The sequence below is a fragment of the Lacinutrix sp. YIN62 genome (genome assembly GCF_057219185.1).
Map to the genome: position 1 here is coordinate 244,375 of NZ_JBXVVH010000001.1, position 13,574 is coordinate 257,948.

General features: G+C 31.8%; 12 protein-coding genes. 8 read left to right on the forward strand and 4 right to left on the reverse strand.

All coding sequences use genetic code 11. The features are described from left to right. Positions 1-82: 82 nt before the first annotated feature. The 4 genes from AC2D8I_RS01015 to AC2D8I_RS01030 form a co-directional block, all read right to left on the reverse strand. Positions 83-562 carry a hypothetical protein gene (locus AC2D8I_RS01015; RefSeq protein WP_484704121.1) on the reverse strand — a complete coding sequence of 160 codons (480 nt, stop codon included), beginning with the start codon at positions 560-562 and terminating at the stop codon, positions 83-85. Positions 563-656: 94 nt separating this feature from the next. Continuing rightward, positions 657-1,406 (reverse strand): methyltransferase family protein, encoded by a 750-nt coding sequence (locus AC2D8I_RS01020; RefSeq protein ID WP_484704122.1) that lies wholly within the window; start codon positions 1,404-1,406, stop codon positions 657-659. 23 nt (positions 1,407-1,429) lie between these two features. Continuing rightward, positions 1,430-2,539, reverse strand: a complete 1,110-nt coding sequence (locus AC2D8I_RS01025) for a cytochrome-c peroxidase (RefSeq protein ID WP_484704123.1) — start codon at positions 2,537-2,539, stop codon at positions 1,430-1,432. 46 nt (positions 2,540-2,585) lie between these two features. Beyond that, positions 2,586-3,134 carry a hypothetical protein gene (locus tag AC2D8I_RS01030; RefSeq protein WP_484704124.1) on the reverse strand — a complete coding sequence of 183 codons (549 nt, stop codon included), beginning with the start codon at positions 3,132-3,134 and terminating at the stop codon, positions 2,586-2,588. Positions 3,135-3,350: 216 nt separating this feature from the next. Between AC2D8I_RS01030 and AC2D8I_RS01035 the strand changes: the two genes are divergently transcribed. The 8 genes from AC2D8I_RS01035 to AC2D8I_RS01070 all read left to right on the forward strand — a co-directional run bounded on the left by AC2D8I_RS01035 (position 3,351) and on the right by AC2D8I_RS01070 (position 13,548). Continuing rightward, positions 3,351-4,352, forward strand: a complete 1,002-nt coding sequence (locus AC2D8I_RS01035; protein WP_484704125.1) for a sensor histidine kinase — start codon at positions 3,351-3,353, stop codon at positions 4,350-4,352. After that, positions 4,349-5,059 carry a LytR/AlgR family response regulator transcription factor gene (locus AC2D8I_RS01040; RefSeq protein ID WP_484704126.1) on the forward strand — a complete coding sequence of 237 codons (711 nt, stop codon included), beginning with the start codon at positions 4,349-4,351 and terminating at the stop codon, positions 5,057-5,059. Before AC2D8I_RS01035 ends, AC2D8I_RS01040 begins: the two co-directional genes overlap by 4 nt. 163 nt (positions 5,060-5,222) lie before the next feature. After that, positions 5,223-7,115, forward strand: a complete 1,893-nt coding sequence (locus AC2D8I_RS01045; protein ID WP_484704127.1) for a tetratricopeptide repeat protein — start codon at positions 5,223-5,225, stop codon at positions 7,113-7,115. A 459-nt stretch (positions 7,116-7,574) separates the two neighbouring features. Then, on the forward strand, positions 7,575-8,813 hold the full coding sequence (locus AC2D8I_RS01050; RefSeq protein WP_484704128.1) for a tail fiber domain-containing protein: 1,239 nt from the start codon (positions 7,575-7,577) through the stop codon (positions 8,811-8,813). Positions 8,814-8,815: 2 nt separating this feature from the next. Continuing rightward, entirely contained in the window at positions 8,816-10,576 is a 1,761-nt protein-coding gene (locus AC2D8I_RS01055; RefSeq protein WP_484704129.1) for a tail fiber domain-containing protein, read from the forward strand. A gap of 3 nt (positions 10,577-10,579) precedes the next feature. Next, positions 10,580-12,229: a tail fiber domain-containing protein gene (locus tag AC2D8I_RS01060; protein ID WP_484704130.1), complete on the forward strand. Its 1,650-nt coding sequence runs from the start codon at positions 10,580-10,582 to the stop codon at positions 12,227-12,229. 174 nt (positions 12,230-12,403) lie between these two features. Beyond that, positions 12,404-13,027: a Crp/Fnr family transcriptional regulator gene (locus AC2D8I_RS01065; protein ID WP_484704131.1), complete on the forward strand. Its 624-nt coding sequence runs from the start codon at positions 12,404-12,406 to the stop codon at positions 13,025-13,027. Between the two features lie 80 nt (positions 13,028-13,107). Beyond that, positions 13,108-13,548, forward strand: a complete 441-nt coding sequence (locus AC2D8I_RS01070) for a Cif family virulence factor (protein ID WP_484704132.1) — start codon at positions 13,108-13,110, stop codon at positions 13,546-13,548. Positions 13,549-13,574: the final 26 nt, after the last annotated feature.

A 13,574-nucleotide genomic window follows, 5' to 3' on the forward strand; every position in this document is an offset into this window, starting at 1 on the left:
TATTGAAATGAGAAAACAAACAACAAACCCCTCTTAAGATAAACTTTTGAGGGGTTTGGAAATTAACTACTTGGGAACAAAATCAATTTCCGATTGGGGATTGTCTGTCTGTTGGTATGCGAACAGTAAACGAGGGTAATCGTTCTGCAGCATGACAATTAATACAATTAGTCCGCAGCATGTTAAAGTTTCTATTAAAAACGGCTTTATCTTTTGCTTTTATAGATTTGTTTACTTCTGGTATTACAAAAGAAAGAAAATGTTCTGCAGACTGCGTGCGTTTAGGCCTACGTTCTAGTCCTAGTCTTATTGCTTTATCTATTTTTTGTAATTGGTATTTTGCATATTCCCAATTTTCATCTTGTCCTCCCCAGTATAATTCTTGGTAGCGGTATCCAACCTCTACCATTGTTTTATCAAAACCTCTAAATTGGGTTTCAATTGTGTTTAATTGTTCTTTTTCTGTACCTTTTATCCATTTTCCTTGAGCAGGGATATATTCAGTTTTAGTATTACATCCAATACATAATACGAGTACAAAAAACAGGCTTAGCATTCTCATAATTTATTTAATTTTTAATCCATTCAACTTCGATTTCTATATGTTTTTTGGGGAAGACATTGTTGTAGGGATATTTAAGCAGTTTGTAACTGCTTTATTCATTTAAGAGTTTTTTCTTTTTTAGTATTTTTAATAAAAAATAAATAGCATTTGTTATTAAGGCAGCATACAACCAAAAATTAAAATGAATACTTATTTTTTCTTCAATAAATGACATCTCAATCACATTAAATAACCAAAAAAGTATAAAAAGAGCTGCCATGCCATTTTTTTCCTTCTTTAAAATTTTTATCATATTAAAAGGGTATTTTGCCTTTTTAAAGTTTTTAAACGAAGGAATAAAAGCAGGAGTAACTTTAGACCAATTCAAATAATCATCTCCAAATTTTTGTCTTAAAAAAGCCTCTTCTGCGTACATTATTCGCTCATAATAAAGCATATAAAATAAGATGAAAGCGATAATAAACCATGTGTTTTGAGTAAGCATAGATACTCCAAGCCACATAAAGAAATTACCAACATAAAGCGGGTGTCTAACCAATGAGTATATTCCTGTAGTATTTAATTCGTTAGCTATTTGTCCTTCTTTTGTATTTCTGCCAGAAGTGTTTTTAGGAGTAAATCCTACAGTTAAGATTCGTATGATTAAACCTAGCAACCCAACGCTTAAACATAATAAACTATAGGGGTTTATAGTGTTATTTGGGGTGTTAATGTTGTTTTTTAAACCATATAAAGTGGTCATAAAAACGAATACGCCAACCCCTAAAATAATTAGTGGTAAAAAACTTCTATTTCGAAACAAGAAATCACCTTGTCCTTTAAATTCTTCTTGTAAAGCCATAATTTTAATTTTGTTTATACTGTTTATTGAATAAGTCCTCCAACAGGGAGACCACTAGGAACTTGAGTAGGGATTGTTTTATCAAAGCCTTCATCATTTAGAGTTTTTAAAAACGCGACTATTGCAGCTACGGTATCAGCATTATTATCAAAACTTAATTGTTGTGCATCAGCATCATTCTTTTCAATTTTGTCATAAAAATTAACAGCATCTGTTAAACTTGTAAACATACCGTTGTGCATATAGGGCCCTGTTTCGGTTAGGTTTCTAAGTGATGGCGTTCTAAACTTCCCGTTAATACCATTATCTACAAATCCTAATTTAGGGTTATTAGGCACTCCTAAATCATGGAGTTCGAAATCGGAAAACATCGGGCCGCTATGACATGCTGTACAGTTAGCGTTAATAAAAGCATTCATACCTCTTAATTCTTGCGCATTAAGAGCGGTATCATCTCCTCTTGCATATTGATCAAATCGACTATTATTAGCAATAAGCGTTCTTTCGAATGCTGCAATAGCTTTACTTATTTTATCACCATTAATAACAGTTCCACTCCCAAAAGAGGCATCGAATAACGAAACATATTCAGGGATAGCACTTAATCTAGCCGAAACGACACTAATAATTTCATCTTCAGAATAGAGTTCTCCTCTCATTTCTACCATAGATTTTATAGGTTCTAAAGATTGTTCTTCTAGCGACTTAACACGATTGTCCCAAAACATAGCTGTATTTAAGGGATCATAATCACCAAGAGCAGTAATGCCATTAAAAGCAGTGTTTAAAATAGTAGGAGCATTACGTTTAACTAAAGCGCCATCAGTTCTACTTGCAGAAAGACCATGACCACCTACACCTATACTTAAATCTAAATGTTCTGCATACCCATTGTCCGGGTGATGGCAGGTAACACAAGCGACATCGTTGTTCCCCGATAGGATAGGGTCCCAAAATAACATTCTTCCGAGTTCTGTTTTTTCAGGAGTATTAGAATTATTCGCTGGATCTATAACTGTTTTTGGTAGGCTCCCTACACGATCATCAATAGGCACATATTCGGTATTTGGCATACAGGATGTCGTAAACATAAATGCTTGAAGGAGGGTTGCTAGTATCACTGTATTTTTCAAAGAGACGATGTTGTTGTTCTGTTTTGTGTTCATGTGATGTAAGAGATTAAAATGAATAAAAAATTCCTAAGCCAATACTAGTCCCTTTAGTACTAAACTGAGCAGCATTAAATTGAAGGTTTAGGCATTTAGAGATTTGATAACCTATACCAAAATTAGCACTGAATCCAAACTCTGAAATAGTATTGTTAACCGTGCGATCTATTAATACGGTAGAAAGTTTTTCCTGCCAGAACAGGCCGCCTAAACTCGCTTGCAAAAATAAAGGCTTACCCCATAGTTTAGCGAAATCATATTCTGTACCTATACTGAGATCAAAAGCATACATATTCGCATTTTTTGTTCCTATATCTGTCGTGAATTTTGAGCTTAAAAAATGATGGAAATTTTGCTTATGAGCAATAAAGTATTGGAATTGAGTCCCGATATTAGTATTGTATATAGCATGTAACTCTCCTGTTAAAAAATAACCGCCATTTAAGCCCACTTGGAATGTTCGGTCCTCTTGTTCTTGTGAATAGCCAAATTGTGCTAATATTAAAAAGATAATGGTAACTAGTACTATTGGTTTTTCTTTTAAATTATGTATTGTCATGTTTAGGTGATTTTAATGCTAAAAAACGGAGATCTGGGCTTCGTTTAAAAAAAAATCAATGAGTAGTGCTGTTATTTCAGTAAAATAGCATTTAAAGCGATTGTATTATTAAAGCAGTATGAACTGAACTATTTGTCGATTTCACTGAAAAAAAGAGCTGTTTAGTTGAAATTATGCGAGCGTATATATTTATAATAGTACTTTTGATGGTTAGAAATGAATAGTTATCAAAAACATAGTGTAGTTTGGATATTGTATGGCTTATCGCTTTACTTTTTCTTTGAATACATCACTGATACGGTCACAGCTATTATCCATACACTAAGTTTTGTTGGGAATCAAATTATAGCATTTTATATAAATTTGATTGTATTATTACCAAAACTGTATCAAAAACATCGCTACGTATTATATGCTGGTATTAATGTTGTATTAATATTAGTAGGTTCTATGGCAAATACTTATTCTGAGAGTTTTTCACCAGAATCTTTTCATATCCATGATGGAAGCCCTAATATTAATATATTCGATTTAGAGCCTTTGTTTGCTCATGCTATGCCTAGTGTATTAGTTGTTTTTGGCGCTTTTATGCTGTTTGAATATTATAAACGAAAACAGCAAGAACAAAAAGAATTAGAAATTATAAAAGCAGAAAAAAACTTTTTAATCCAGCAAATAAATCCTCATTTTTTGTTTAATACTCTCAATAATATTTATTCGTTAACGATAGAGAAAAGCCCTAAAAGTTCTGAAGCCGTTTTACAATTGTCCAAAATGTTAGACTATTCTCTTTATGGAAACAAACAAGAGTTTGTACCCTTAAGAGCTGAAATACAATACATTAACAGCTTTATAAAACTGTTTAAACTGAAAGATGATGGCATACAAGGGATTAAGTTTAATTATAGTAATGTAAACCCAGAAAGTCAAATTGCCCCTATGCTTTTATTGCCTTTTGTAGAGAATGCTTTTAAACATGGGAATATAGAAGCCATAGATACTGGTGTTATTGAGGTTGTTATTGCTTCAACAGAAGAAACCATTGAATTTAATTGCACTAATAGTTATTCTATTTTAAAAAAGGTAGATAAAATAGGTGGTATTGGTATAACAAATGTAACTCGAAGATTAGAACTTTTATATCCAAACAAGCACACATTGTCTATTGCTAAAGACGAAAATAAGTTTAATGTGAATTTAAAAATATCCCTTTTATGAGTTATACATGTATTATTATAGATGATGAACAGCCTGCTAGGCGATTGTTAGAAAATCATTGTAAAAAAATAGGCGATTTAGAAGTGTTAGGAAGTTTTAAATCTGCTATAGAGTCTCTTTCTGTTATAAGAGATAATACTATTGATATCATTTTTCTTGATATACAAATGCCTGACTTTTCGGGGATAGACTTTTTAAAAACACTTAAACGACATAAAGCTAAAGTGATTTTAACGACAGCTTATAGAGAGTATGCTTTAGAGGGGTTTGAGCTAGATGCAGTAGACTACCTTTTAAAACCCATAGAATTTCATCGTTTTTTAAGAGCTATTGATAAAGTCAAAGAAATCTCTATAAATACAGTGCATAATACGGTTGATAAAGCAAATTTCGAGAATGAGGAATCGCTTCAAATTAAATCTAATAAAAAATTATACAAAGTTCCTTTATCCGATATTTTGTATGTGCAGTCTGAGAATGAGTATGTTACTTATGTTACAGTGTCGTATGGGAAATTAATGGTTTATGGAGCTTTAAAGGATGTTGTAAAGACACTTCCTGAATCTTCTTTTTTTAGAATTCATCGTTCTTATATAGTTAATTTAAACTGTATTAAATATGTAGAAGGGAGTCGAGCTTTTATTGCAGGAAACTTCTTTCCAATAAGTGAATCCTATAGAAAAGATTTTTTTTCTATATGGAAGTAAAAATTAGTTTGGTTTAAAAATATTGGTTTTTAAAGAGTTGCATTTTACTATAAAACAACTTTAAATTAAATATGTCTTAAGTTTGGTTTTTGAATACTAAATAGTTACTGTATAACCATAACTTTTACTTATTTTAGCAATTGATTTCCAAACCAAAATCAAAATGCTAAACAAAGCCCTTATCCTAGTTTTTGCACTTTTTTTATCCACTTCTTATGCTCAAGAGAATGAGAGTATAACCCAGCTAAAGGAACAGCTTGATACAAGCACAAACATAAAGGAACAAACTGAGAAACTATTAAAAATATGTAAAATCAGCTTTGCGACTAAAACGAAAACAGACGATGTTTTAATTTATGCAACACGTTTAGAGTCTATAGCAAAAGAAACTTCAAATAAATCTCTTTTAGCTAGAGCTTATGCCTTTAAATCTAGAGCTTTTTTTTTATCTTCAAAATATGAGAAAGCTATTAATTATGCAGAAAAAGCCATTGCGCTATTTTCTGAGAATAAACTTTTTGTAGATGCAGCAATAATTCGAAAGCGCTTGGGGAATATTCACCAAGCGATGTTTCATAATAAAGAAGCTATTAATAATTTTAAAAAAGCAGAAGCTTTTCTTCCTGAAAACGAAAAGCCAACATTATATATCGGGTTAGGTGCTGTAAGTACACAAACCGATGATTTAAATAAAGCGTTAACTTATTTTAATCAAGCTTTTGAAATTGCAAATAAACTAGGAGAGAAAAAATATTATTATAATATTTATGCTGGTATTGCAGGCGTATATCTAAAAAATGAAGATTATGATAAGGCTATAACCGCTTATCGAAAAGCATTGCAATCTGCTACAGAAGAGAGTGATTTTTTAGGACAAGCCATTTGTAACCATAATATAGCGGTAGTATATGATACTCTCAAAGAATATCATAATGCAAAAAAATATTTTGAAGAAACGATGACTTTTTTTAATGCGATTAGTCATAAGCATATTAAAGCCTCTACCTATCAAAATTATGCAAGTGTCTTAATTTCTTTAAATTTATTGGATGAAGCTGATAAAAATTTAATTATAGCCGAGCAACTTTATAAAGAGATCGGCGATATTGGGCGTGCAGCAGATATGTTAAAGACGAAAGCCAAATTAGAAGAAAAAAAAGGAAACTTGTTAGAAGCTGTAGAAATATTAAAGCAAGCTATAGATCTTCCAGAAAAAAATAGCATGACAGAGAGTATGCAGTTAAGCTATAAAACCCTGGCAAAAGTATATGAAAAATTAAAGGAGCCCTATAAGGCTATTGATGCATATAAAAAATATCAAACTATTACAGATAGTATTGATAATCGAAAAAAAGCTAAAGAAATAGAAGCATTAAAAATTAAATTTGAAATAAATTCATACGAGCAAGATTTAAAAATAAAGAATCAAGAATTAAAGTCTACAAAAGCAAAAAAAGAGATGAGTACATATCGTTCTATTTTATTAGCTATTGTTTCCTTAAGTTTGGTGTTTTTTATTTATAGACAGCGAAAATTAAACGAGGTTAATAAGAAGTCGCTTCTGGCCGAAAATGAAATAGCCAAGCTCAAACAGGAGCAGTTTAATAGCGAAATGAAGTATAAAAATAGCTTAATTACAGAATACGCCATACATATTAATGAACGAAATATGTTTTTAGATACTTGTGTGAATAAAGTTAAAAGTATAAAGCAATCTTCTAATGATAAGCAAACGGTAAGCCTTCTTAACGACTTACAATTTTATATAACTGAAAATATAGATATTAATAAAGAAAAAGTAGAGTTAGATAAACGTACTAAAGATACTCAAGAGTCTTTTGTTTATGAATTAAAAAAGAGACATTCAAAGCTAACCCTTAAAGAAACAAAAGTAGCCACGTATTTAGTTTTAGGGTTGACCTCCAAATCCATTGCCAATCAAATGGGGATAAATCAACAGTCGGTAAATAATTATCGGTTTTCATTAAGAAAAAAATTAGCATTAGATAAAGAGGAGGATTTAGTACTATTCTTAAAGAAAATGATTTCTTCATAAATGTTTAGAATCGTATTAAGTTTTAGCAGTTTCTTTTTATTACAAGTCAGATAGGTCATAATAATATGGAATGTATTCGTCTTTTTTTAATTAAGGGCATTCTTTTTATAGTAAACATTTTTTAGTCTTAGCCTTGCTATAAGCTTTCCATTTAAAAGGGAAATGGGAATTAGTACAATCTATTTATAAGTAAAACCAGATGTAGTAATTACAACTGCCTTTATATCAATACAAAATGCTAGGTCAAAAATTAATATTGCTGAATTTCGTAGAATATATGGGGCTTTAATGCCTTACTTATATCTAATTAAATCTTTTATTTATTCCAATTTTTTAGATACTATTCGAATACTATAGTAATAAATTCGTACTATTTTTCTTTGGTGAAATATTTTGTTTTTGTGTGATTTGTGCCTTTCAATAATATTAGAATAAAAATGGCCCCAATAAGTCTAAGATATGAGAAAAAACTTATACGTTATAATATATACATTATTTGCCTCAGTTACTTATGCCCAAGTTGGTATTGGTACAACTGCTCCAGATCATAGTGCCATATTAGAATTAAAATCAACGACACAAGGTGTATTAATACCAAGATTAACTGCAGTGCAGCGATTAAATATAGCCTCGCCTGCTAACGGGTTATTATTATATCAAACAGACGGAAATCAAGGGTTTTATTTTTACAATGGCACCAACTGGACCACTTTTGGAAATGGATCGGGATGGCACTTAACAGGAAATTCAGGAATAAATTCAATATTAAATAAAGTAGGGACTACAGATAACCAAGATCTAGTTATTGGTACTAATAATACTGAAGCCATTCGAGTAGCAGCTACTGGCAAAGTAGGCCTTGGTACAACGTCTCCTTCTAAACCATTACACATTGTAGGAACAGCACCCGTTTTAAAAATTGAAGATGGCCAAGAAGGTACAGGTAAAGTCTTGATTTCAGATAAGGAAGGAAATGCTATTTGGGAAAAAACATCGAATATAAATATAATTGATGGCGATTGGTATTTTACAAATGGAGAAACACTGGATGATACGATATATCATGAAGGAAATGTTGTTATAGGAAGAACAGGAACAAGTACGCATCACCTTCATGTAGACAATGGAGCTAACACAGGAACTACTATCGGCATTGGTGATGTAGAATATATTGAAGATGGAAATAATGCAGTGCTTTTTAGTCATAGGTTTGCACCAAATGCGAATAATACTATAGATTTAGGAAATGCGACTTACCGATGGAAAAGGGTTTTTGCAGTAAATGGAGCGCTACAAACTTCGGACGGAAATAAAAAATCAAATATTAATCCTTTAAACTATGGCATTGAGGCATTGATGCAATTAAAACCAGTCTCCTTTTATTGGAAAACCGAAAAACATAATGCCATAGAAATTCCAAGTAAAGACAAAGAATTAAAATTAGGGTTGATTGCACAACAAGTATTTAAGGTCATACCCGAAGTCGTTTATACTCATAGTTGGAAAAGTAAAAGTGAAGCAGATCCCAACACCTTTATTAAAAAGAAGAACGATTATTTGGGCGTAAATTATGAAGAATTGATTCCAGTATTAGTAAAAGCAAAACAAGAGCAACATAATAGAATCTTGAAATTAAAGCAAAAAAATGAGGCGCTACTATTACAGGTTAAAGAGTTAATTGCTAATAAAAAAGAATAGAGATGATGAAGTTTATCACTACAATATTTACGACCTTATTTTTTTGTTTGTACTCTTTCGCTCAGATAGGAATTGGGACTAATACTCCTAATAGTTCATCGGCATTGGATATTCAACATGATTCTAAAGGGCTTTTAATACCTAGATTAACGCAAGTGCAACGCGATGCTATAGTTGCACCTGCAACAGGATTAATGGTCTATCAAACAGATGCTGTTGTTGGTTTTTATTATTTTAATGGCTCTACTTGGACCTCCTTTGCAAGCGGTAATGGCTGGGGAATAAATGGTAATACAGGTACAACCGCTAATTCAAACACTTTAGGGACCACCAATGCTCAAGATCTAATTATTGCAACAAACAATAGAGAAGCCATAAGGGTTAGTGCTAGTGGTAATGTAGGGATTGGATTAGTCTCAAAGCCACCCAAAGCACCTTTAAGCGTATCGAGTTCATCAAATTATAGTTTTTCAGAAGATTTTAAACATGTTCCGCATGGTTTTTTGGGAACGTCTAGTAATGCTGCTATTTATATGATTAATAATAGTACAGGATGTAACCAAGCTAATGGTTGGGAAGTTCAAGCATTGGATATGTCTAACTATTATCCGTGTAGTGATTGTGACGGAAATAGAGCTGTTATTAATATAAACTCAGAATCGTGTAGTCATGATAATACTCTGGTTGTTAAATTAGGAACTATTGATTTTACAGTCATTAATGTCCTTTTTTCTTTCCAATATACAGATAGTAATTCAGCAGATCAATTTACAGCCGTATTGTATGACGAAACAAATAACTCTGTAGCGCATACTATTGTAGGCCCTTTAACATCAAGTCAATCTGGAAGTATTGCACAACAGATTACAGGGATTGCAAATGGACATGACTATTCCTTACGATTTCAACTCACAGCATATCAAAATTACGATGTTTCTATCGATAATATAAAGGTTTATGCAGGTGTATCCACTCCATTGTTAAGAATACAAGATGGTAATGAAGCCGATGGCCGTGTAATGTTTTCTGATGCTAATGGTAATGCCAGTTGGGGAGACTCTAGTGCTTTGTTAGCAACAGATAATGATTGGGCTTTTACTAGTGGTAATAATAATACCGATCCTATATATCATACAGGAGGAGTACTTATAGGGCCAGCTCAAACAAATGCCCTAACTAGTTTTCAACTAGATGTCGATATCAATTCTGCAAGTGGCGTAGAGATAGGAATAGGGTCACAAGAATATATCTTAGATCGATTGGTAGAGACTTCTATAAGTCATAAGGTTGTTCCCAAGGTTGATAATAGCTTAAGTTTAGGACTATCCTATAGGAAATGGAAATCTGTATACGCTGTAAACGGTGTGATTAACACATCAGATATACGAGATAAAACGAATATAACGAATTTAAATTATGGCATTGCGACATTATTAAAATTACGTCCTGTATCCTACAATTGGAAAAATGAGCAGTATGGTAAAACCGTTTTAAAAGACAAGCAAAAAACTAAAAAAATAGGCTTTATAGCACAAGAACTTAAAGCTGTAATCCCTGAGGTCGTACAGTCTTATGAATGGGACAATAACGATGAACAAAACCCAAATAGTTATACAAAGAATAAAAGTGAGTCGCTAAGTGTTAGTTATAGTGAATTAATACCTGTAGTTATAAAATCTACTCAAGAACATCAAGAGCTTATCAATCAAATAAAAGCGCAACATAATACAATTGAAAAATTAATTAACGAGGTTAAAAATTAGATTATGAAGTATTATTTTTTTCTATTGTTGTTTGTAACACTAACTACTAATGCACAGGTGGGAATTGGTACAACGACACCAGACCCAAGTTCAATTTTAGATATTGTAGATACTAATAAAGGAATCCTTGTGCCAAGAATGTCTATGGCAGAAAGAGATACAATCGCAAACCCAGCGCCAGGACTATTAATTTACCAAACCGACAACGCTTCAGGCTTTTATTATTTTAATGGTAATATATGGACTGGTTTAGGAGAAGGCTTAACTTGGAGCCTTACGGGTAATGCAGGGACATCTCCAGCAACTAGTTTTTTAGGAACAAGAGATAATCAGGATTTTACAATTACTACAAATGGTACGGAAGCGATGCGAATCGATAACAACCAAAACGTAGGGATTAATGTTCAGAATCCAACGGCTTTAGTACATATTAAATCAGAAATATCTAGAAGTATCCCTTTAGAAACAGGGTTTGAAGGGAATATAATAACCCCAGTATTTACTACAGGTGGCGATGCAAATTGGATAACAACGAACACTGTTAATGAATATCACTCAGGTACAGTAGCTATAAAAAATGCCGATATTGATGACAACGAGTCCACTTGGCTCGAATATTCTACTACTATTCCTGCTCTAGGTGGTATGGTCTCTTTTGCATTAAGTACTTCATGTCAAAAAAGATGGGATAATTTAAAATTTAGTATTAACGGGAGTTTGTATGGAGCATGGAATGGAGAAACGCCATGGGAGACGATCGCTTATGAGCTTGCCCCAGGTACTCATGTGTTTAGATGGGAATATGATAAAGGCTCTTATACCTCTCAATACAATGATGAAGTATATCTAGATGATATAAAAATAATAACTTATGGATCACCAACCCTTCAAATACAGGATGGAAATCATGCTGCCGGGAAGTTTTTAACTTCAGATGCTAATGGAGTTGCTACATGGGATAATAAAGAAGATATTGATGACGATTGGACTTTTGCTTTTGGAAGTAATAATACAGATCCTATATATCATGTTGGAAATGTTAGAATTGGGTCCACATTACCAACAACTCACAATCTACATGTTCAAAAAGAAACACGTTCTAGTGGCACAAAATTTGGATTAGGCTCGGTTGAATTTTTTACAGACGGTTTTACACAATTATACATAAGTGGCGATTTTACACCAATAAACACCAATAGTATTAATTTAGGATCATCAAGTAAACGATGGACCTCTGTTTATGCGTTAAATGGTGTAATTAACACATCAGATGAGCGGTTAAAAATGAACATAAAACCTTTAGAATATGGTCTAAAGGACTTGCTTAAATTAAGACCTGTAACTTTTAAATGGAAAGAAGAGAAAATCGATAATTTTGTTATTCCCAAAAAGGAACAAGAAACAAAATTAGGTTTAATTGCTCAGGACGTTTTAAAAGTCATTCCAGAATCTATAGAGACTCATGAATGGAAAGAATATGAGGAAAACCCAGGAGAATTAGTAAAAGCAGAGATGTATAGAATGGGAATAAGTTACAGCGAAATTATTCCTGTTGTAATTAAAGCCATCCAAGATCAAGAACTTATTATAAAAGATTTAGAAGCACAAACAAAAAAATTAGAACATCTTATTAAAAAATTAAAAAAAGAATAGCTCTTATTTTTTGAGTCTTAAAAAGTGTAAATGACTCTATGTATTATAGAACTGGCGCATAAGTTAATTTAAATCTATAAAACAGGTATAATATGTTACATTTTATAAGGGTTTATTTCAAGCCATTTCTTCGAAAAAATTATAATTTTGTAAGTTAAATACAAAATAAAGAAGATGCTAGAGCCTTTTTTTAGATCATTAAATATTATTGAAGCAGAATTAAAGCGTGACATCATTAACAATGCTTTTATTTCTACACATAATAAAAATGATATTTTAATTAAAGAACATGAATATATAAAAGTATTAAAAATTGTTTTAAAGGGGAGAGTTAGAGTCTTTCAAGAAAACGAAGATAGACAAATACTGATTTACTATTTAAATGCGATGGAAACGTGTACACTTTCGTTATCGGCATGTTTTCAAGATTATAAAAGTACTGTAAAAGCTATCGTGGATGAAGAATCCGAGATTTTAAATATTCCTGTTCGATTTGTTAAAGATTGGTCTTTTAAATATAAATCATGGCATAATTTTACCATAAATACGTTTTCTGAAAGCTATGGAATTTTAATGAGTAGCTATTCTGAACTTGCTTTTAATAATATAAAAGAGCGGGTTTTAATGTATATAATGAAAGCAGTTAACGAGCAAAATAACCGTACTATTAGTATGTCTCACCAGCGATTAGCTAATGAGTTTGGAACAACCAGAGTTGTTATTTCTAGATTACTTAAACAACTTGAAAAGGAAAACTTATTAAAACTTGGGCAAAAGCAAATTCAAATTCTTAAATAATACAAATACCTGTATCATTTGATACAGGTTTGCTCTACTTTTTGTGTCTAGCTTTGCACAAAACAATAAAAACAGATATTATGATTTTAAAAAAAACAGCAGCTGTAATCTGTATCGCTTTGATTTTCTTTAGCTTCACAAAGCAAGAGCACACAATAGCAGAACAAGAAGTTATAGAAGCAAGTACCCTTTGGATTAAAAATTTTAATAAAGGAAATGTTGATTACTGTGTAAACGCTTATACAAAAGACGCAGTAATGAGTGCTAAGCCTTTTGGAGTTTTTGAGGGGAAGAAAAAAATTGATGAATTTTGGAGACCTTTTGTAAAATCGGGTGCTACAAACTTAGTTTATAAAAATAAAACAGTAAAAGAAATAAACACTACTACAGTACACATTTCATCCGAATGGAGTATGAATGTAGGAGAAGGTGTTATAACTAAGGAAGTATGGGTAAAAGAAAAAGATGGTGTTTGGAGGTTAAAACAAGATGATTTTGAAGTCTTGAAACAGTATAAATAGACATTATATCCTTAAATAGAATAAAA